At 44.5% G+C, this 21,953-nt stretch carries 14 protein-coding genes and 4 pseudogenes; 12 read left to right on the plus strand and 6 right to left on the minus strand.

The genetic code is table 11. The annotated features are described in order from the left end of the window. The first annotated feature begins 107 nt into the window (after positions 1-107). Positions 108-2,273 (plus strand): FUSC family protein, encoded by a 2,166-nt coding sequence (locus tag LCY76_RS03205; RefSeq protein WP_248251436.1) that lies wholly within the window; start codon positions 108-110, stop codon positions 2,271-2,273. Here the strand turns inward: LCY76_RS03205 and LCY76_RS03210 are convergent. Then, a complete protein-coding gene (locus LCY76_RS03210; protein WP_248251437.1) occupies positions 2,270-2,710 on the minus strand; it encodes a hypothetical protein in 441 nt (146 codons plus the stop codon). The genes LCY76_RS03205 and LCY76_RS03210 overlap by 4 nt on opposite strands. A gap of 248 nt (positions 2,711-2,958) precedes the next feature. On the opposite strand from LCY76_RS03210, the gene LCY76_RS03215 reads away from it, so the two are divergent. The 5 genes and pseudogenes from LCY76_RS03215 to LCY76_RS03235 all read left to right on the plus strand — a co-directional run bounded on the left by LCY76_RS03215 (position 2,959) and on the right by LCY76_RS03235 (position 8,683). Continuing rightward, a complete protein-coding gene (locus LCY76_RS03215; RefSeq protein WP_248251438.1) occupies positions 2,959-3,903 on the plus strand; it encodes a dipeptidase in 945 nt (314 codons plus the stop codon). A 70-nt stretch (positions 3,904-3,973) separates the two neighbouring features. Then, positions 3,974-4,783 carry an alpha/beta fold hydrolase gene (locus LCY76_RS03220; protein WP_248251439.1) on the plus strand — a complete coding sequence of 270 codons (810 nt, stop codon included), beginning with the start codon at positions 3,974-3,976 and terminating at the stop codon, positions 4,781-4,783. Between the two features lie 140 nt (positions 4,784-4,923). Beyond that, a pseudogene (locus tag LCY76_RS03225) lies at positions 4,924-5,681 on the plus strand (alpha/beta hydrolase). Positions 5,682-5,841: 160 nt separating this feature from the next. Next, on the plus strand, positions 5,842-7,014 hold the full coding sequence (gene iadA / locus LCY76_RS03230) for a beta-aspartyl-peptidase (protein ID WP_248251440.1): 1,173 nt from the start codon (positions 5,842-5,844) through the stop codon (positions 7,012-7,014). A gap of 307 nt (positions 7,015-7,321) precedes the next feature. Next, complete coding sequence (locus LCY76_RS03235; RefSeq protein WP_248251441.1) at positions 7,322-8,683, plus strand: aspartate kinase; 1,362 nt, start codon at positions 7,322-7,324, stop codon at positions 8,681-8,683. A gap of 62 nt (positions 8,684-8,745) precedes the next feature. Here the strand turns inward: LCY76_RS03235 and LCY76_RS03240 are convergent, their stop codons facing one another. Genes LCY76_RS03240 through LCY76_RS03250 form a run of 3 tightly spaced genes read right to left on the minus strand, consistent with a single transcriptional unit; the run spans position 8,746 to position 9,778 of the window. Continuing rightward, positions 8,746-9,180: a hypothetical protein gene (locus LCY76_RS03240; protein WP_248254572.1), complete on the minus strand. Its 435-nt coding sequence runs from the start codon at positions 9,178-9,180 to the stop codon at positions 8,746-8,748. Between the two features lie 18 nt (positions 9,181-9,198). Further along, positions 9,199-9,549, minus strand: coding sequence for an ASCH domain-containing protein (locus LCY76_RS03245; protein WP_248251442.1), 351 nt, complete (start codon positions 9,547-9,549; stop codon positions 9,199-9,201). A 31-nt stretch (positions 9,550-9,580) separates the two neighbouring features. Continuing rightward, the gene (locus LCY76_RS03250) at positions 9,581-9,778 is read right to left on the minus strand and encodes a YwbE family protein (protein WP_248251443.1); all 198 of its coding nucleotides are present in this window, start codon (positions 9,776-9,778) and stop codon (positions 9,581-9,583) included. 161 nt (positions 9,779-9,939) lie between these two features. Here LCY76_RS03250 and LCY76_RS03255 point away from each other — a divergent pair, with 161 nt between their 5' ends. From LCY76_RS03255 to LCY76_RS03270, 4 genes and pseudogenes are all read left to right on the plus strand, one after another. Beyond that, on the plus strand, positions 9,940-11,703 hold the full coding sequence (locus tag LCY76_RS03255; protein WP_248251444.1) for an ABC transporter ATP-binding protein: 1,764 nt from the start codon (positions 9,940-9,942) through the stop codon (positions 11,701-11,703). Next, on the plus strand, positions 11,684-13,522 hold the full coding sequence (locus LCY76_RS03260; protein ID WP_248251445.1) for an ABC transporter ATP-binding protein: 1,839 nt from the start codon (positions 11,684-11,686) through the stop codon (positions 13,520-13,522). Before LCY76_RS03255 ends, LCY76_RS03260 begins: the two co-directional genes overlap by 20 nt. Before the next feature lie 95 nt (positions 13,523-13,617). Beyond that, positions 13,618-15,078 (plus strand): NAD-dependent succinate-semialdehyde dehydrogenase, encoded by a 1,461-nt coding sequence (locus LCY76_RS03265; RefSeq protein ID WP_272885555.1) that lies wholly within the window; start codon positions 13,618-13,620, stop codon positions 15,076-15,078. A gap of 121 nt (positions 15,079-15,199) precedes the next feature. Continuing rightward, positions 15,200-16,600: pseudogene (locus LCY76_RS03270) on the plus strand (aldehyde dehydrogenase); the annotation flags it as partial. Between the two features lie 42 nt (positions 16,601-16,642). On the opposite strand, the gene LCY76_RS03275 reads toward LCY76_RS03270, so the two are convergent. Then, positions 16,643-16,783: a hypothetical protein gene (locus LCY76_RS03275; protein WP_175501928.1), complete on the minus strand. Its 141-nt coding sequence runs from the start codon at positions 16,781-16,783 to the stop codon at positions 16,643-16,645. 186 nt (positions 16,784-16,969) lie between these two features. On the opposite strand from LCY76_RS03275, the gene LCY76_RS03280 reads away from it, so the two are divergent. After that, the gene (locus LCY76_RS03280) at positions 16,970-18,913 is read left to right on the plus strand and encodes a BglG family transcription antiterminator (RefSeq protein ID WP_248251447.1); all 1,944 of its coding nucleotides are present in this window, start codon (positions 16,970-16,972) and stop codon (positions 18,911-18,913) included. A 471-nt stretch (positions 18,914-19,384) separates the two neighbouring features. Here LCY76_RS03280 and LCY76_RS03285 read toward each other — a convergent pair. Then, positions 19,385-19,769, minus strand: a pseudogene (locus LCY76_RS03285) (NUDIX hydrolase). Positions 19,770-19,980: 211 nt separating this feature from the next. Between LCY76_RS03285 and LCY76_RS03290 the strand changes: the two are divergent. Beyond that, a pseudogene (locus LCY76_RS03290) lies at positions 19,981-21,847 on the plus strand (fructose-specific PTS transporter subunit EIIC). The last annotated feature ends 106 nt before the right edge of the window (positions 21,848-21,953 follow it).

Here is a 21,953-nt window from a genome sequence, read left to right on the forward strand (position 1 = left end):
ATGGATATAGAAATAAAGAGTCATTTTACAAGTTACATTCATTGTGTGAAGCTCACGTAAAACGATATAATGCACAGAAAAGCTAATTCAGCAGAAGGGGGGATCAAATGAGGTACTGGATGTATCGGCTGCTTGCATCAGATCCAGGCAGGAAACGGTTGCGGACAGCGAGTAAAGTGACGCTGAGTGTCATTAGTTCAGTAGTAGTCATGCTGATTATCGTTCTGAATGCCGGAGGCCAGATCACAGCAGCTATTTTTGCTGGTGTGGTAGGAATGATGGGAATTCTTGTAGTCAACGATGATACAGAAAAAGAACAGAAACTGACGACCGTTCTGCTTGCCGCCTCTAGTGCATGTTCTCTCGCCACCGGATCATGGCTGTCCAAATGGGGGATTGCAGCGGATCTGTTTTTACTTCTTGTTGTTTTTTTAGCGCTTTATCTTCAACGTTTTGGAAGCCGCTACTTTTCTATCTGCATGATTGCATTCATGTCCTTTTATTTTGCTACGCTCCTTAAAGTTACTTTCGCTCAGGTTCCCTGGCTGTTTGCTTCCATAGCAACAGGTATTTTATTTGCTTACTTTTATAATTTTATCCTCATTAAGGACAAGCCCGAAGAAGTGTTAAAACGTTCCATGGGTTCTTTTCATATACAGGCAAATCTTACGCTGAATATTGTCATTGATATCGTCAGGGATATTAAATTAGATAAACAGAGGCTGGCAAATCTCGACCGGAATGTCAAAAAGCTCGGAGATTATGCACGTGTAGTCTCGAATGAGCTTGGTTCTACAGATCCAGGAGGCATATGGCCCGGTCTCAGCACCAGCCAGCTTCGCCTGTACATTTTTGATACAGCGATGCTGATGGAAACCTTGTCACCCTCCATACGACGTCTAAAAGAGCACCGGGCCCTCGAAAACCATTCAATACGTTCCTCGCTGCTGCTTGTTATTCAATCCATTCGTGAGGCCGAAGTGCTCAACAGGGAACAGGTGCATTACTTGGAGAACGCAGCAGCCAGTTTACAATCGCTCCGGCAGCTGCTTCGTACTTTGAAGCTGGATAAAAGAAATGAAGAATGGCTTTACCTGATCCGGAGGATAGAGTCGATTGCCAATCATATAATTGATGGGGCGTTCGGGCTTCAACAGTCTCTGCAGAGAACAAGCAGTGACGGCGCAACTTCGGATCCACTTGAAAAAGAAGACACTGAAGAAGATGCGAAGAATGAAGAAGAGGAAGGGATGCGTCCAACAACCAAAAAAGCCATCCAGGCATTGATCGCAGGAGGCTTATCCATTGTGCTCGGCCATATATATTCTCCTGCTCATCAATATTGGATTTTACTGTCCTGTTTTGTTGTCCTTCTCGGAACAGAAACGGTCGGCCGTACGCTCGTCAAAGCTGTACAGCGGAGCGTAGGGACCTTTTTAGGAGCAATAGCCGGCTTCATTATCGCCCTGTATTTAACCGGCATTCAGGATATTATCTTGCTCTTCATTTGTGTTTTCCTGGCTTTTTACTTACTGCCGATCTCTTATACACTGATGATGTTCTGGATCACGATGCTGCTTGCATTGATGTATGATATCCTCCTTGGCGGCATCAACGAGCAATTAATGGCAGCGCGTGTCATTGATACCGTTGCAGGGGTCGGATTGGGGTTTGCGGTATCAGCTCTCGTCTATCCGCAGAGAACACGGGATAAAGTCACAACCTCTACTGTAGAGTACCTGAATTCACTTAAGGAGTACGTGGACAATTATATTGACCGTTTCAGAGAGAAACACTCTGCTTTCAACCTGGCGGATCATGCGCTGGAGCTCGATCAGCTGCTGCAGACACTGATAGACGACGCAAGCCCATTATACAGAGGCTGGTTTGGCCAATCCGGCATTCAGCAGCAGCTCACCGTTCTGACGGCCATCAACTTTTACGCCAAGCATCTGGTTGCTTCTTCAACACGAAAAAGCCAGCTGAACACGGACGAAAAGTTTGAAGAGCTGATAAACCATGTTCAGCTCTCACTGACGGATAATATTGAAGCACTGAGTGCGGTGATCAGAGGAGAAGGGCAGGCACAAATTGTCAATTTGGAAGAGGAACGTAGACAATTGGAACGCCTGCCGGAAGAGTCTGAATCAAGCGAACATGAAATGCTTAACCATCTCCGCCTGTTACACAACGTTCATTATATTTGGCGGATCAATGAGTCCATTGTTTATCTGGCCAGGCAGCTCGGTGCTGAACCGAAAAGCAAAGGTTAGTGAACGGCGTGAGAACGGGATGGTGCACAGTTTTGGCAGGTTTTTTGGTTGAAGCGCTGTTCCGGGGGGAATTTAAGGCTGCAGTATTGGCACGTCCGATACTGCTTTTTTCGTGAACGGATGGTTGAAACCAATGTATTTAATATTTTCTCTTGCCGTTCTTCTCTGCTTCCTGACTCCAGCATCTCCCATTCAATCAGATGCCGTTTTACCTTAGAGGGAGCAGGCCGGGAAGGATCTATCTCCTTAAAAGAGTGATAGCCGAACTGTAAGCCCTCTTCATCTCGGCAAATAAAAAAGACCGGTTTTTGTTCACAAAACCCTTCAACTGTAAACAAGAAGGTTTCGTCATGAATTTTTTCATCTTTCATATCGATTTTTTCTTTATGGATGAGGCGGGACAGCCAGCGGGCCGCCTGCGCCTTAGTAGATTTCATACGCAGTTTCCTTTCTTTTATATTCTGTATCTAAACCATGAACCAAAAGAACTAGTCAGTTATTAGACAATTTCGACATATTGTGCCAAAACTCCTCTTACAATGAAAAAAATTAGCAGGATTCTTTATTTTTGTGAAAAGGCTGGGGATATTGACCTAAGTCATCCAAAAAAAATAGAGGAAAGGCAGGAGGAGTGCGGTCTTTCAAGAAGTAACTACATACGTGAGTAAACAAGAAGGAGTAAAACATGAACATCATTGATTTTCATTGTGACGCATTATTAAAACTGTATGAAGAAAAAGGGAAGCTGAGTTTTGCATCTGCCCATGAGCTCGAGACAAATAAGGAGCGGCTGAAAAAAGGGCAGGTAAAAGTGCAGTGTTTTGCTATTTTCATTGAACCTGAGATTCCGTCAGATCAGAAGTTTCAGGCTGCGCTTGCCCAGGTGGATCTATTTTATAAAGAGGTGCTTGGCAAAAATCCAGAGATGAAGCATATACGCTGCTGGGATGATTTTGACAGGATTCAGGATGGCGAGATTGGTGCGATGCTGACACTGGAAGGGGTAGATGCCATTGGAAATGATCTTTCCAAATTGCACATCCTCCATCAATTAGGCGTTCTTTCTGTCGGGTTAACGTGGAACACGGCGAACCTGGCTGCCGATGGGGCAGGAGAACCCCGGGGCGGGGGATTGACCGTGTTTGGAAAAGAGGTTGTTGACTTCCATAATAAGCATCAGATTCTAACAGATGTTTCCCATTTAAGTGAGATGGCCTTCTGGGATGTACTCGAGATCGCTGATTATCCGTTTGCCAGCCATTCCAATTCCAAAGAACTTTGTGACCATCCGCGAAATTTAACCGATGAACAGGCCAGTGCGATGTTTGAAAAGGGTGGAACGATTCATGTGGTATATAATCCCCCCTTTATCAATCAAGATCAGGTCAAAGCATCTATTCCTGACTTAATAAGGCACATTGATCATTTTTGTGGACTGGGCGGAGTGAGACAAATCGGCTTAGGTTCTGATTTCGATGGCATTGCCAACTTTATAACGGATTTGGAGAATGCGGCTAAAAGCCAGAATTTAATCAATGAACTGCTCAAGCACTATTCTGAAGAACAGGTGAGAGGATTTGCTTTTGATAACTTCATGAATTACCGGCCGAATGCGAGAAAAGTAAAGTAATAGGTTCAAGTCTGAATCGAAGCTGCATATATAGCCGATAAGGCCCATTAAAGGAAGGGAGCGATAACACATGCCTTTTGCAGAGGTTGAAGACCATGTAGAGCTTTTTTATGAAGAACGGGGAACAGGAACGCCTGTTATATTTATCCATGGAGTCTGGATGAGCAGTAAATTTTTTCATAAACAGCTTTCGGCTCCTTCTAAAAGCTACCGAACGATCACACTGGACTTGAGAGGACACGGACAATCCTCCATGGTTCATCACGGACACACAATTGCTCAATATGCGCGCGATGTCCATGCGTTTATTCAGAAGCTGGATTTAAAGAATGTCGTTTTGGCCGGCTGGTCCATGGGAGCTTTTGTGATTTGGGACTATTTGCAGCAATTTGGGGAAGACCACGTAAAAGGGACCGTGATTGTAGATGAACTTGCTTCCGACTTTAAATGGCCGGATTTTCCGATCGGTGCTTTTGATCTGCCGGCACTGACTCAGTTTATGAGAGATATTCAAAGTAATCGGAGGGCAGTACTCGAAGGCTTTGTCCCTCTTATGTTTAAAGAGGAGCTGTCTGAGGACGATTTTTCCTGGATGATGGACGAAGTTACTAAAATGCCGGAGTCGATTGCGAGTGCGGTATTGTTCGACCAATCGATTGTGGATTACCGAGGTTTTTTAAGTAAAATTAAAAAACCAACATTACTTTGTTTCGGAAGAGAAGAAAAGCTCATACCTGTAGCAGCAGGTGAACATCTGCGGGAGAACATTTCTGATTCCCGGCTTGAAATCTTTGAGCAAAGCTGCCATTGCCCATTTCTTGAAGAAAGTGAGAAATTCAATAAGGTCGTAGAACAGTTTATTCAATCACTGAATGACTAGAGAAAAAAGAACCCGCTTTTTCGAGCGGGTTTTGTTATGCACTTGAAATCTTTGCAGACAGAAGAGAATGGCAAGCAGGACTCTTATCCCTTTAAACGAAATGTTAGGTGTACAAATCCTTTAAATGGAAGGTGATATCCATGGAAGACAGGGCATTAAAGTATCCGGTTTTAAAAGATGCAGAGGCGTTTTATTATGAAGGCAGCCAGGTGGGGATTTTGGTCTCGCACGGTTTTACTGGTTCAACACAAAGCATCCTGCCTTTGGGCAAGGCTTATGCAAAAGCTGGCTATACTGTTTGCGGTCCCAGGCTTAAAGGGCACGGTACCCATTATGAGGACATGGAACAAAGCAGTCATCAGGATTGGATTGCATCTGTGGAGGAAGGATACCAATGGCTGAAGGAACTCTGCGATACGATCTTTGTTACGGGACTTTCCATGGGGGGGACGTTAACCCTTTATCTGGCTGAAAAATATCCGGAAATCAAAGGAATCATACCCATTAATGCGGCTGTAGATATCCCGGAGATGGAACCGTTAAAAAATGCTGCAGAGCCCCGTTTTCTGGACGCTATCGGTTCGGATATAAAAAAAGAGGGTATATTAGAACTTGCCTATGAAAAAACACCGGTCCAATCTGTGAAGGAAATTTTAAAACTTATGGAAGATGTTAAGAATCATCTTGATCAGGTAACGTGCCCTGCGTTCATTTTCGTTTCGGAGGAAGACCATGTCGTACCCCGCTGAATTCTCAATTCATCTATGAACAGATCTCTTCAGAGGATAAAGACCTGTATTACATGAGTGACAGCTACCATGTGGCCACCCTCGATCATGATCAGGAAGCTATTATTGAACATACGCTGACCTTCATCCAGAGGCAGCTTGCCAAATGAAATAAGAGGAATCCGGCCTAAAAGCCGGCTTCTTTTTTGTAATCTCAACAAATATTTATGCCTTCTGAAGTAATCGATGTGTAAAATCACCGCATGCTCCAGCTGTCCGATTACACAATCGACAGCTGGGGCAATTGACAAAATTGGAGGGAACAAAGCAGTGCTTACATTAATAAAAAATGGAGATGTATACAGCCCGAATCATCTGGGGCAGAAAGATATATTGCTTGCAGGCGGAAAGATCGGCTATATCAGAAAACAGATTGGTATTCCGGACAGCTTTGTGCCGATCACTGTTATCGATGCAACAGATAAGCTTGTTGTACCGGGCTTTATCGACTCCCATGTCCACATCACCGGCGGAGGAGGAGAGGGAGGTTTCAGAACACGTACGCCTGAATTGATGCTGACAGATGCCACAACCGCTGGCATTACAACGATGGTCGGGCTTCTTGGGACGGATGGGACGACGAGAAAAATGGAGAGTCTTCTAGCGAAAGCTCATGCCCTTGATGAAGAAGGAATCACCACCTATATCCATTCCGGATCATATCAGCTGCCTGTACGCACCATCACAGGCAAGGTTGAAGAAGATATTATTTTTATCGAAAAGGTCATTGGAGTAGGGGAGATCGCTATCTCAGACCATCGTTCATCTGAACCGACTTTTGAGGAGTTAACGAAGATCGCAGCAGCTGCCCGCAACGGCGGCCTGCTTACAGGGAAAGCCGGTATTCTAGAACTCCATATTGGGTTCGGTGAATCGAGGCTTCAACCGATTGAGGAACTGATCGAACGAACGAATATACCGATCATGCATTTTCATCCGACTCATATTAACCGTACCGAAGAACTTTTTCATGACGGAATCCGCTTTGCCAAGAGGGGCGGTTTTGTTGATTTGACGACTAGCACCATACCGAAATTCTTAGAAGAGGGCGAAGTGAAATGCAGCAAGGGACTTAAGATGATGCTCGATCAGGGCATTCCAATCTGGAACATAACGTTCTCATCCGACGGCCAGGCAAGCCTTCCTATTTTTAATGAAGACGGGGAATTTAAAGGGCTGCAGGTAGGAAAAGTTTCTTCGCTGTTTGAAGAAGTCAGAGATGCTGTCCTGCAGGAAGGGGTTTCGCTTGAAGACGCGTTAAAGGTGATCACCTCCAACCCCGCCCAAGTATTGAAGCTGAAGAGCAAAGGCTTTGTGCATGAGAAGAAGGATGCCGATCTTGTGCTTTTAACTAAGGAAACAATGGCTATTGATACGGTTATTGCTAAAGGGCAGGTCATGGTACAGGACGGTATACCAGTTGTGAAAGGAACATTTGAGTAGATAAACGAAGGAATCAAAGGAACCATTTGACACAGTAAGAGTACAAGTAAAATAGACTTCTAAGGTTCTGTCGGGTAATCCTGACAGAACCTTTCATTATTTCCCCTGTTTCATGAATATTCCCTCGGAAATAATCGAAAAACCGCAAATATTGCCCGGGAGTGTTAAGTAATACTTAAGCGTTAGTTCTTTTAGAGAAGACATTTGTTTTCTCTGCATGGAAAATATCCTTGCATCTTATACTGAAACGCGCAATAATAGTAACTAAAATTTACCGGACAAATACTAACAGTAGGGGATGTTAAAAATGAAAGTCGTGAAATTCGGTGGTTCATCTTTATCGTGTTCAGAGCAGGTGGAAAAAGTGTTTCATATTGTCGTTTCAGATCCGGAACGTAAAGTAGTCGTGGTGTCAGCCCCGGGAAAACGGTTTGCAGAAGACACAAAGGTTACGGATCTTTTAATAGAATGTGCTGCAGCGTATCTTCAAGGAAGAGAAGACCAAAACGCGTTTCAAGGCATTATTGGCCGTTATGAAAGCATTGCTGAAGGGCTTCAGCTTCCAAGGGAACCGGTCACGGAAATTAAAGCGAACCTCTTGGAATTATTGAACAGAGACCGCCATAATCCGCAGAAATATATGGATGCAGTAAAGGCGAGCGGGGAGGACAGCCATGCGAGGCTGATTGCGGCTTATTTTCGGCACAAAGGTATAGATGCTCATTATGTTAATCCCGAGGAAGCAGGTCTTCTTGTTACTGACGAGCCGGGAAACGCCCAGCCACTGCCAGAAACCTATGACTTTCTTTATAGGCTTAGAGACCGGGAAGGTATTCTTATTTTTCCGGGTTTTTTTGGCTTTAATCGAGATGGTGAGATTGTGACCTTTTCCCGGAGCGGCTCAGATATTACCGGTTCTATTCTGGCGAGCGGCATAAAGGCCGATGTTTATGAAAACTTCACGGATGTGGATGCCGTCTATTCCGTAAACCCTAAAATTATTAACCGTCCAAAAGAAATAAGTGAAATTACGTACCGTGAAATGCGTGAACTCTCCTATGCAGGTTTTTCTGTATTTCATGATGAAGCGCTCATGCCGGCCTTTAAAGCAGGTATACCAGTCAATGTGAAGAACACGAATCAGCCGAAAAAACCTGGAACCATGATTGTAAAGAAAAGAGAGCTGGTCAATGGCCCTGTTATCGGTATTGCAAGTGATGAGGGCTTTTGCAGTATCTATGTCAGCAAATATCTTTTGAACCGCGAGATTGGATTTGGCCGCAGGCTTCTTAGCATTTTGGAGGACTTTCACCTATCGTTTGAGCACATGCCATCGGGAATTGATGACATCTCTATCATTCTCAGGCAGGATCGATTCACTAAATCTGTGGAGGAACAGATTGTTAAACGGATTAAAGAGGAGCTTCAGGCAGATGATGTAAAAGTAGAACGTGATTTGGCTCTTATCATGATGGTGGGAGAAGGGATGAGAGAAAGTGTAGGAACGGCGGCCCGTGCATCAACAGCTTTGGCCAAAGCGGGAGTTAATATCGAAATGATCAATCAGGGTTCTTCTGAGGTAAGTATGATGTTCGGTGTAAGAGTGAGCGACGAAAGAAAAGCGGTTCAGGCATTGTATGAGGAGTTTTTCGCCGGGGTGGCGGTATAGTCCTATTTTCATGGATAAAAGAAAAAAGGAGCTGATCCAAAAATGGGGTCGCTCCTTTTTCTCTACCATATTACAGGTTTGGCAACCATTAACCATAGCATGGCCATCATGAGGGCCATGTAGATCCAAATAGCTTTTTTTAGTTTGGTTACAAGAGGATTCCTTTGTTCTTCAAGGTCTTTAAACCTTCGTATGGTTGGCGAAAAGGCTCTTGCGAGAAAATAAAGCGAGCAGATTAAGATGATGATTGTGGTCAACAGCCATGGCGTTGTCCACGATCGGTTCGTAATCAGCACGAGCAAAACCCCGCTGACAACAAGGACATGGCCCGCATGCTTGGCAAGACGGACAGCTGCCTTAAAGGAGTCCAGGTAAGCCTCTTCATTGCCAGGACCTGCTGTTCTTAGCTTCTTTAATAAAGGAAGCAAAATAAAGAAGGGCCCGACTGATAAGATGACGCTAAGAATATGAATATAAAGCAAAACACGATAGGCCATGTTCATTGAGAGCTGCTATTAATCTTCCAGCGCGCGGAATTCATGCACCCATACTTTCATGTGAGGCAGCCAAGGCATACCAGGGTGGATCGAGAGAATGGAATTTTTATAGCCTTCCACATCTTCAAAGCCTTCCTGCTTTGCATGCTCGTCTGTTAATTCGCCAAGCGTCTGGGAATACACGTTTTCAACAATAAACTTTGAGCCTTTAAGCTCCATGATTTCCCCGATGTCAGCATATCTGCCGTTGCGGCGAGTGGCTGTTTTTTCTCCTGCAAGTACTTTTTCCACGTCCTCAGGAAGGGTGACTAAACGTTCGATTGTACATGTTTTTGGCGGTAGTTCGCTGTTTTTCATTTCATTGCTCATTTTGGTTCCTCCTTGTTTTGAAGCGATAGCTCTAATTGCTGAGTATTTCCTTCACTCTGCCTACTTGTCCATCTTGAAGCCGTACTTTAATTCCGTGCGGATGGAAAGCAGCGTTCGTCAGGATATCCTTCACAATACCATTTGTGAGTTTGCCGCTTCTTTGATCTTGTTTTAAAACAATATTAACCTCGAGTCCTGGAGAGATGTCTTTCCGGTTCTGTCCATTCACTGTAAACACCTCCTGCAGTCCATTTTCCTTTGAATTATATCATTCTTTCCATAAGTGAAGGAAATCGAGATGCTCTGAAAAGCTCAAATTATTTAATAAATTATCCAGAAAAGGTATGATTAAGTAAGTAAACAATACATATTATTATAATTTTTTTACAGATGGCTCTGGAGGATGATGCAGTCTTGAACGTTCTGTCGATTTTAAAACCTTACCGCTTGCAGATTGCTGTTGCTTTGTTTTTGATGCTTGTTGAGCTGGCTGTCGAGCTTTTGCAGCCCTTATTGATCGCCAAAATTATTGATAATGGGATATTAAAAAAAGATCTTGAGGTGGTCATGGTGTGGGGAGGAGTCATGGTCGGCATATCGCTTTGCGCGTTTGCAGCCGGTGTAACCAATTCCTTCTATGCTTCGCACGTCAGTCAAAACTACGGATATGATCTCAGGAAGCATTTGTTTACGAAAATTCAGGCGTTCTCATTTGCGAATTTCAACCGGTTTCCTACCACGTCTCTGATCACAAGAATGACCAATGATGTGACCCAGATGCAAAACACGGTGTTTATGAGTTTGCGGGTCATGCTGAGAGCTCCCTTAATGATCATAGGCGGACTCGTCATGTCATTTGTCGTAGACGCGAGATTGGCCATTTTCATAGCAGTGGCTATTCCAATTTTATTTGTATTTTTAATGTGGGTCTTGAAAAAAGGAGGCGTATTGTTCAAGTCTGTTCAAGAAAACCTGGATAAAGTGAATGGCGTCATGCGGGAAAACCTTTCAGGTATCCGCATCATTAAAGCTTTCTTAAGAAGCAGGCATGAAGTCAAACGGTTTACCGAAGCCAACAGCAAGCTTAGGAATAATACAGCATTTGCATTGAGGCTGATGGAGTCTACGAATCCGATCCTGCTTCTCGTTATGAATATCGCCATCTTATGTATCCTTTGGTTTGGCAGTGTTCAAGTCAATACGGGAGATGCACAGGTCGGTGATCTAGTAGCCATCATCAACTACAGCACACGAATCACGTCAACTTTTTCTATCTTTTCGTGGATCATCATGGCTTTTTCAAGAGCAAAGGCATCAGGAAACAGGATTTCTGATGTGCTCAATACCGAGGTGGATCTCGTTGACCATGAAGATTCAGAAATAATCCGTCCTGATTTCAAAGGGGAAATTGAGTTTCAGAAAGTATCCTTTCATTATCCGGGGACGGAAAAACAAGTCCTGGAGCACATTTCATTTAAAGCTGAACCAGGACAGACTGTAGCAGTCATGGGAGCGACAGGGTCCGGAAAGTCGTCGCTGTTTCAGCTGATTCCTCGACTTTATGATGTAGATGAGGGAAAGATTCTGATTGATGGAATGGATATATCACGCATAAAGCTCGAGCATCTAAGAAGTGCGATCGGCCTTGTTTCTCAGGAAGCCCTTCTTTTCACAGGAACCGTGAAGGAGAATATCGCGTGGGGAAAAGAAAACGCCACCGAGGAAGAGATTAGGGCAGCTGCTGAGAATTCCCAGATTGCTGAAACCATAGCGTCTCTGCCAAAACAATATGAAACCAAACTCGGGCAAAAAGGGGTCAATTTATCTGGGGGACAGAAACAGCGTCTTTCCATTGCACGGGCTTTAGTCAGAAAGCCGAAGATTCTGCTCCTTGATGACAGTACAAGTGCTCTTGATTTGAAAACAGAAGGAAAACTCCTCGGTGCACTGAGAAACTATCCTTCTACGATCCTGATTATTACCCAAAAGATTGCTACAGCAATGGAAGCGGATAAAATTCTGCTGATTGAAAACGGCAAGCTGCTGATGGAAGGAAAACATGAGGACCTGCTGCTGCGCTCCAGCCTGTATCAGCAAATCTTCGAATCTCAGTTTGGAGAGGAGTCGTTAAAGCATGCTCAAGGGTTTGAGTGAACCGTTCTGGCATAAAAGGGCTGTCGTTCAAGAGGTGATGGCGAAGGAAGCCGTACCGGGAAGAAAAAAAGAGAAAGCAAAGGATTGGCGAAGAACGCTTCAGCAGATCTGGAGCTATCTTGCACGTGAGAAGGGTCGCTTATGGCTCGTCCTCTTCATGGTTGTCCTAAGTTCAATTCTCGGTCTGCTTGGCCCTTTTTTGATCGGAAGGGCCATTGACCATTATATTATTACAAAAGAAAACAGCGGCCTTTTAAGGCTTCTTGCCGGTTTGCTGGCTATTTATATCCTGAACTCCGGAGCGCTATGGCTTCAGAACTACTGGATGATCGGAATTGCACAGAATACGGTCTTCTCGATGAGGACTCAGCTGTTTCGCCATCTTCACAAACTGCCGATCCCATTTTTCGATCAGCGCCAGTACGGAGAAATCATGAGCCGGGTCATCAATGATATTGAGAATGTAAGCTCCACGCTTAACTCTTCGGTCATCCAGATTTTCTCCAGTGTACTGACTCTGTTAGGAACAATTGGATTCATGCTTTGGCTGAGCCCGCTGCTAACTGCGGTCACCCTTGTGATTGTGCCGGTTATGTTCCTTGGTATGCGGTGGATCACAAGCCGTACAGGCCGGTTATTTAAGGAACAGCAGAGAAACCTTGGAGAACTGAACGGTTATATCGAGGAAACCGTTTCAGGGCAGCGGATCGTAAAAGCTTTCTCTCAGGAAGAACGTGTTATTGCTGAGCTTTTGGCGAAAAATGATAAGTTAAAGGAATCCGGGTTTTGGGCACAAACGTATTCAGGTTTCATTCCCAAACTGATGAATGTTTTGAATAATGTCAGCTTTGCTTTAATTGCCGGGGCAGGGGGCGTTTTAGCTTTAAAAGGGATGGTCACGATCGGAACCATCGTAATCTTTGGCGAATACTCGAGGCAGTTTACCCGCCCGCTGAATGATCTTTCCAACCAGTTTAATACGCTCTTATCAGCAGTTGCAGGAGCGGAGCGGGTGTTTGAAGTACTGGATGAGGAAGAAGAGACGAAAGATGAAGAAGGAAACGAAGATTTGGATGATGTTCATGGAGAGATTGAATTTAAGGATGTCTCCTTCTCCTATGAAGAAGGAGGCAATACCGTCAATGATATCTCATTTCATGCTTCACCAGGTGAAACGGTCGCCTTGGTCGGTCCGACGGGAGCCGGGAAAACGACGATCATCAATCTTTTGTCCCGTTTTTATGATGCGAACAGCGGAAGTATTCTCGTGGACGGGCGTGAAATCACGGGGATTAAGCGCAAGGCACTTAGGGAGCATATGGGATTTGTGCTGCAGGATCCGTTCCTCTTTGAAGGGACCATTATGGAAAACATCCGTTACGGAAGACTGGATGCTTCAGATGAGGAAGTCAGGGAAGCAGCAAAGGAAGCGAATGCCCACTCCTTTATTGCGAAACTGGCTAATGGGTACGAGACCATGGTTGAACAGGATGGCAGCGGCATCAGCCAGGGGCAGAAGCAGCTGTTAAGCATCGCAAGAGCGATTCTGGCCAATCCTGTCATCCTCGTTTTGGATGAAGCAACGAGCAGCATTGATACGATCACAGAGATGAAAATTCAGGAAGCCTTGCAGCGGCTGATGGAAGGCAAGACGAGCTTTATTATCGCCCACAGGCTGAACACCATTCAAAAAGCCGATCAGATCCTCGTATTAAAAGACGGAGGAATACTTGAAAGAGGCTCTCACGAAAAACTTCTGAAGCAAAAAGGCTTTTACTCCGAGCTTTACCACAGCCAGCTCCAAAGGGAGATCGGCTAGGAAGGCACCTGTTTATAGTTGTTCGATGCAGGGAATAGAATCGTACTGTTATAAAGTACGGCCGAGGCTGATGGAATCATTTAGGAGGACACGATATGGAGGCTGATATTGCTGCTTTGGTAAAGACGGAAATGTTCATAGACGGAGAATGGTTAGAGGCGGCAAAGGGAGAACGTCATCCTGTGAGAAATCCAGCGACCGGGGAGCTCATCGCAAATGTCGCTTTTGGCGGTGAAAAAGACGCAGAGCGTGCGGTTAATGCCGCTGAAAGAGCTTTTCCTCATTGGGCAGCAGAAACAGCGGAAATACGTGCTGACTACTTGATAACCATCTATAACTTAATTATGGAGGATGCGGACCGGCTGGCAAAAATCCTAACGATGGAAGAAGGAAAGCCGCTTGCCGAGGCGAAACGGGAAGTCCTCTGGGGTGCTGAATATGTCCTCTGGTATGCTGGGGAAGCAAAGCGAATTTATGGTGAGATCCTTCCTTCTTCTGAACAAAACCAGCAGCTTCTTGTTCAGCGGTATCCGGTCGGCATTGTGGCGGCCATTACGCCATGGAATTTTCCCTTCTCCATGATTACAAGGAAACTGGCTCCTGCCCTGGCAGCAGGGTGCACGGTTGTGATTAAGCCGTCCCCTGAAACGCCGCTGTCGGCCATTGCTCTTTTTGAAATCTTTGAAAAGGCAGGTCTGCCGCATGGTGCAGCCAATCTGGTCATCGGAAATGCAAAGGAAATCAGTGGAGTCTTTGTGAACCATGATAAGGTCAGAAAGATTAGTTTTACCGGATCCGCTCAGATCGGGAAGCAATTCATGGAACAAGCTGCAAAAAAACTGAAGAAGGTTTCTCTCGAGCTTGGCGGACATGCTCCTTTTATCGTATTTGATGATGCAGACATTGATCTTGCGGTTGATGGTTTAATACAAAATAAGTTTCAAAACAATGGTCAGACCTGCACGTGTGCTAATCGTGTATTTGTCCAAAAAAATGTGCTTGAACAATTTACGGATGTGCTAACTGATAAAATAAAAGAACTGAAAATCGGAAATGGAATAGAGAAGGGTGTAGAGGTAGGTCCGCTCATCCATAAAGCGGCGCTCTCACAGGTACAGATCCAAGTCGAAGATGCCGTACATAAAGGAGCCGAAATTATAGCAGGAGGCAACCCGCTTAGGAACGGCGTATACAAAAAAGGGAATTTCTTTGAACCGACCATCCTGTGTGATGTCACACAAGAGATGAAAATCTTTCAGGAAGAAACATTCGGGCCTGTTATTCCCCTCATCCCCTTTGAGACAGAAGACGAAGCAGTCGAACAGGCGAATGAGACGGTCTACGGTTTGGCCGCTTATGTATATACGAAAAACCTTGGAAGGACTATCAGGGTTTCAGATCGACTGGAATTTGGGATGGTCGGCATTAACGGAACAAAAGTCGGGTATGTGCAGGCACCGTTTGGCGGTATGAAAGAAAGCGGAATAGGCCGTGAGGGCGGGAAGTACGGACTGGATGAATTTCTGGAGTATAAACTGCTCAATATTAATTTTTAGAAGGTGCAAGGCACGGCGGTGTCAGGCACCTTTTTGGTGTTGACTTTTATTTGGAAAGAAACTATAGTAACCTTGTAGGTTTATATGTTTAAGTTTTTAAACATATGATCATGACAATGGAAAAGGGGTATGTATCATGAAAGAAGCATCAGCAGCAGAAGTTAATCAAATTCTGCAGAATCAAAAATTTTATTTTGCATCCCAGGAAACAAAAAGCATAGACTTCCGTTTGGAACAGCTGAAAAAGCTGAAAGCCGGAGTAAAGATGCATGAACAGAAGATCGTCAAGGCTCTTGCACTTGATTTAAATAAATCGGAACTTGAATCATATTCCACGGAAATTGGAATTTTATATGAAGAAATTAATTTTTCGATGAAGCGCCTAAGAAAATGGGCGAAGCCGAAAAAAGTACGGACCGCTTTAACACATGCAGGATCAAAAGGTTATATCCTGCCGGAGCCTTATGGTGCGGTGCTGATCATTGCTCCTTGGAACTATCCGTTTCAGCTTGCATTATCTCCGCTTGTCGGTGCGATTGCTGCAGGAAATACTGCTGTTATCAAGCCTTCAGAGCTGACACCGAACGTCTCTGCGCTGATTGCAGATATTTTGCAGGAGCTATATCCATCATCTTATATCGCAGTGGCAGAAGGGGGAGTATCAACGAGTCAAGCTCTTCTAGATCAGCCATTTGATTACATTTTTTTCACGGGCAGTGTATCGGTTGGAAAAGTTGTCATGGAGGCTGCTTCCAAAAAATTAACTCCCGTCACGCTTGAACTTGGCGGGAAAAGTCCTACGATCGTACATGAAGATGCCAACATCAGGCTTGCGGCGAAACGAATCGTTTTCGGTAAATTTATGAACGCGGGGCAAACGTGTATTGCTCCAGACTATTTGCTTGTCCATACGAAAGTAAAGGCTGCCCTTATTGAGGCAATGAAGGTGACGATAAAAGAATTTTACGGAGAGCAGCCGATTGAAAACAGCTCTTATTCAAAAATAGTAAATGGTCATCACTATAACAGACTAACGGGTTACTTGAACGACGGAACGATAATTTTCGGCGGAGAAAAATCGGATGACAAAAACAGAATTGCGCCTACCTTGCTAGATGAGGTAAGCCCTGATTCTCCAGTTATGACAGAGGAAATCTTCGGCCCGATTTTTCCGGTTATGGAATATACTTCATTGAATGAGGCGATTACGTTCATCAACTCACGCCCGAAGCCGCTTGCTCTCTATTTGTTTACACAAAACAAGGAAACGGAGGACCAGATTACGGGGCGTGTTTCTTTCGGTGGAGGCTGCATAAATGATGCTCTCATGCATATCGCCCCGCCTTACCTTCCGTTCGGCGGTGTTGGAGAAAGCGGGATGGGTAACTACCACGGAAAATACAGCTTTGAAACGTTCTCACATTCTAAAAGCGTGCTGAAGCAAACAAACCGGTTTGATTTCTCCTTCCGATATCCTTCTGCAAAGAACGGGTTAAAGTTAGTTAAGAAGCTATTAAAATAAGTGAAAGCCGGCATTCTTGAATGCCGGCTTTTTCCGTATAAATCAAAAGAACGTTTTCACTTCTGTTTCTGTATGCTTGCAGTTGGTGCACGTATATTCGAGTTCGAGAGCATCTTCACGAACAATGTGCATCGTTTCCTGATTGCAATGGCTGCAGTGCCTCTTCATTTTTGTCTCTTCCATCCTGAACACATCCTTCCGTTGATATCGTTAAAAATAGTATTCCTCTAACCTGAATATGTAAAACAAACATAAAACATTGACTTCTGCATCTAAAGACCTAGACTAAGAAAGGAAGCAAACTTATGAATCTTAGGGAATAGGCCATCTTAAGACATAAGACAGAGGATGGCAGGAGCAGGTGATAAAGTGATTGAAAGACAAAACAGACTGCTTTCTTTTTTATTAAAAAGCGGGGGAAGCGTGTCAGTAGATGATATTGCCGCTGAACTGGATTGTTCTGAAAAAACAATCCGAAATGACTGTAAGGTTATTGACCAATGGCTGAAGCAGGCATCAGACGTCCGCTTGATAAGAAGACGCGGAGTAGGTGTTTATCTCGAGGGTACAGCCTCTGCAATCTCAAATTTAATGGATATCTCTAAAAAGGAGCAGGCAGCAGACACCGTAATGGCTGACAGCATTAGAAGAATGAGCATCGTGCGCCAGCTCCTCTTAAAAAATAAAGATTCGACGCTTCAGGAGCTGGCAGAAAAGTATTACGTCAGCAAAACAGTTGTGAGGCATGATATCAAGCAGATGGGGGATTGGCTTAAGTCGTTCAATCTGGAGATGCAGCTTAAACAAAAGGTTGGTTTGAGGGTGGACGGTAACGAAAAAAACAGGCGTGATGCTTTATCCAGATTGACCGGTATGCTGATTCATGCTGCAGAAGAAGAAAAAAACTTCGTGAACCAGATCTTTGCTCCTCATGAGATTGATTTCGTGAGAAGCAGCCTTAAGAAATTAGAGCAGCAGCTGTGCTATTCGTTCACAGAAAGTGCGCTTGAAAACTTGATTACTCATATTCTGATTTCAATTAAAAGGGTGAAGACGGGCAGTAAAATTACGATTTCTCCGGATGAGGAGGAGCGGATTAAACAAACGAAAGAATACCCGGCTGTTGGAGCTTTTTTAAAGGATATTGAAAAGGCAATAGCCGTTAAACTCCCTCAGGAGGAAGCCGTCTATATCACGATCCGGGTTCTTGGCACAAAAGTTTATTATCACGCGAAGGACAGGGGAAAACTGGAGAAAGAACTGGCTGGATTTGATGCTGCTGTACTGGAGTTTTCCAAGAAGCTGATCGAGGCTGTTTCTGAGATTACGGATATTGATTTTACGAATGATGAGCTCTTGCTTGCCGGATTGGCAGGCCATCTGCAGACCACGTTCCATCGACTGGATTATGCCCTGCCGTTTTCCAATCCTATGGCAGATGAGATCAAGAAAATGTACATGACGATGTTTGAGATGATTTATTATGCGTTGCCGGTTGTTGAACAAAAGCTGAAAAAATCGCTCCCTGAAGAAGAGATCGCTTATCTGACGCTTCATTTTCAAGCCTCGGTAGAACGGTTCAAGAAAAAAAGCGCCCGTCATCTGAAGGTGCTCGTCATATGTACGATGGGAATCGGCATGTCCCAGCTCATCGTGACCAAACTTGAGCGGAAGTTCCATTCCATTGAGATCACAGGAACAGCGTCGGTCAGTGAAGCACCTGTTGAAATTAAAGAGAAGAAGCCGGATTTAGTGATCAGCACGGTCCCTTTCTCTTATCAGGATGTGCCAGTGATAGTCGTGTCTCCTCTTATGACCGAAGAGGAGGAGAAAGAAATTGAACATTGGATTCAAAACGGCTCGCAAATCGATACGCATAGCAGCTATCCGATCTTAAAAAAGCTGCTGCATTCAGAGCTGATATCGGTTCATTCCGGTGAGGCAGACCCTGCAGATATTTTAAAATCAATGGTTCATCAATTGGAGGAACTTGGATTCGTAAAAGACAGCTACAAAGAAAGCGTCCTGATACGAGAAGAACAATCGTCTACGGCAGTGGGAGGCGGTGTGGCGATCCCTCATGGAAACCCGAATCTTGTAAAAGAAGCAGGCATTGGGATGTCGGTTTTTAGAAATCCCGTTAAGTGGGGGAAAGAAAGAGTATCAATCGTATTTTTGCTGGCCATGAGCAATGAAAAAAGATACCTCTTGAAAGACCTTTTCAAGGAGATATCTCATTTGACGGAGAATCCATCATTTATTCGTGAAGTGGCAGAACAAGAAACTGCTGAAAATATTTATGCATTATTTTAAAGGGGCAGCTTCCTAGCTAATAAGATAAGAAAGTATAAAAATCTGGAGAACATTCATGGTTCTCCTGATTTTTATTTTTGGGGATTGGGCTTGCCGGTGGATGAGGTAGGCAGGGAGATGAATGTGGAAATAAATGTGTCAAAACGTGTCGATTGATGTCGCATATAAACGGTTCGAGAATACATCCATTCATTTCGAGAATAGAAAAAAGCCCATCCTGGGATGAACAAGATAGGCTTTCTTAGGCTGTTTTCGTAACTTTTGTAGCTATTGGGGTGGCTGATTTCCGTTTCACGTTGCTCGCTTTTCGCGGGGCGGGCGGTAAGCCTTACCGGCGCATGGTGTCTGCGGGTCTCACCTGTCCCGCTGCTCCAAGGCTTTTTACAAAAATGTCCCAGAAGCAATAATCTTTTATAAAAGAGTCTTTTTTAAATAATAATCAATGACAAGCGGGTCGGAGCCGCCCATCGCTTAGGGAAGATGGTTCAAATCAAAGAAGCGAACATCCTGTACTTCTATCCCGTCAATTACGGTACTACCTTCATAGTCTGTACAGATATAAGCAGCGACAACGTTATATACCTCGTCTCCATGAGGATATTGATAATAAAACTCTTCACCGGAGAACACGTGAAGCAGTTCAAGGCTGCAGGCCGAATATCCTGTTTCTTCAAAGAGCTCTCTTTTCGCCGCATCCTCAAGGGCCTCTCCAGGTTCTAATGAGCCGCCCGGAACCGTTATCTGTCCGATGCTGAAGCAGCAGCTGCCCCTCAGCATTCAATAAAAGTACACAAGCACCTGTCATAATAATCGGCCGGCTTCCGATCAATTTCCGCAAGTCCATAATATATCCCATGATTTCAGTCCTTTAAAAAAAATTGAGTATTTACCGATTCATTACATTCGGCTAAATCATTCATATTCCTTCAGCGATTATTATTGAAAACGCTTTTATATAATTCGTTTTTGCCGGAACTTACGGTAAATAAAAAATCTATTTACCGTATTTACTGAGCTACAATTGGTTCATAGATATGACAGACTAATGAATAGCGGAGGTACGGAAAATGAAGTTATTAGGAATTACTTCGTGTCCTAATGGGATTGCTCATACGTATATGGCGGCCGAAAGCTTGCGTAAGGGAGCCGAGGCGTTAGGAGTTGAAATAAAGGTAGAAACCCAAGGGTCCATCGGGGTGGAAAATGAATTCACGCCAGAAGAGATCCAGGAGGCGGACGGTATTATTATTGCTGCAGATAAAGCGGTGGATAAAAACCGGTTTGTTGGGAAAAAATTAATCGTCACGGGTGTACAGGATGGAATTCATAAAGCACAGGAACTCATCAAACGTTTTGAAACTGGAGATGTGCCGGAGTATAAGGGTGACATGAAGTCCATCAATGAAGTGAAACAGGAACGCAAAGATAAGCAGAATCCATTTTACCGCCACTTGATGAACGGTGTTTCCTATATGATTCCGTTTGTTGCGGTCGGCGGGCTGCTGATCGCTTTGTCCTTGGCAATCGGAGGACATCCGACGGACAGCGGGCTCCAGATTCCGAAAGACTCGGTCTGGAAGCAGATTATGGATGTCGGTTCCGCGGGCTTTACGTTTATGGTGCCGATTCTCGCAGGTTTCATCGCCATGAGTATTGCTGACCGCCCGGGGCTTGCTCCAGGGATGATCGGCGGTTATATCGCAGCTAACGGAAGCTTTTATGGAAGTGAAGCAGGTGCAGGATTCCTTGGAGGCATCTTGGCCGGTTTTGTTGCCGGCTATGTTGCGAAGTGGATCAAGTCCTGGAGGGTTCCGAGGGTCATCCAGCCGATTATGCCAATTCTGGTTATTCCTTTACTTGCTTCACTTGTTGTTGCCAGCTTGTTTATTTTTGTAGTAGGTGCACCGATTGCCAGCCTGATGGATTGGCTCACCGCCTTCCTTAATGGCATGCAGGGCGCTTCAAGCATTATTCTCGCACTGATTCTGGGTGCCATGATTTCCTTTGATATGGGCGGCCCGGTGAATAAAGTAGCGTTCCTTTTCGGAGCGAGTATGATCGGACAGGGAAATGTTCATATCATGGGTGCAATTGCGGCAGCGATTTGTGTTCCGCCGCTTGGAATGGGTCTTGCTACATTGCTCAATAAGAAAAAATACGAAAAAGCGGAACAGGAAGCCGGGAAAGCAGCATTGGCAATGGGGCTCGTCGGAATTACAGAAGGTGCTATCCCGTTTGCTGCAAAAGATCCGCTGCGCGTTATTCCAAGTATTATGGCAGGGTCGATGGTCGCTTCTACGATCGCTATGCTCGGACATGTCGGAAACAACGTACCTCATGGAGGACCGATTGTTGCGGTGCTTGGTGCGATCAGCCATCCGATCATGTACTTTATCGGCATTATAGCGGGCGTTGCCGTAACAGCGTTCTTGGTTAATACATTAAAGAAAAACGTAGCTTAACAGGGAGTGACAAGCAATGAAACTGACAGAGTTGATGAGCAAAGACCTGGTTGATGTTGACTTGAAAGGTTCAACAAAAAATGAAGTGATCGACCATATGATTGAGAAGCTGGAACAGTCCGATGCTTTGAAATCCAAGCGTAAGTTTAAAAAAGCGATTGAAAAGCGGGAGAAGGAAGGAAGCACAGGCATTGGTTTTAAGGTGGCGATCCCTCATGGAAAATCAAAAGCTGTCATCTCTCCAAGAGTTGCGTTTGGCCTGAGCCGGACTGGTGTAGACTGGAACAGCGTTGATGGAGAAAACGCCCAGTTGGTGTTCATGATTGCCGTGCCGGAAGAAAGTGCAGGAAACGAACATTTGAAAATTCTGCAGATGCTTTCTATCAAACTCATGGATGAATCGTTCAGAAACGAGTTATTGAATGTGCAAACTGTAGATGAAGCGTATCAATTACTGGAGCAGATTGGGTAATCAAAAAGCCTGCAGACGAAATCATGTCTGCAGGCTTTTTTCTTTTTATTAGGCGGTTTTCTAAAAGTTTGTTGCTTTGGAAACATTTTTGTAAAGACTTCATTGA

Source organism: Fictibacillus marinisediminis (assembly GCF_023149135.1).
Lineage (GTDB): Bacteria > Bacillota > Bacilli > Bacillales > Fictibacillaceae > Fictibacillus_C > Fictibacillus_C marinisediminis.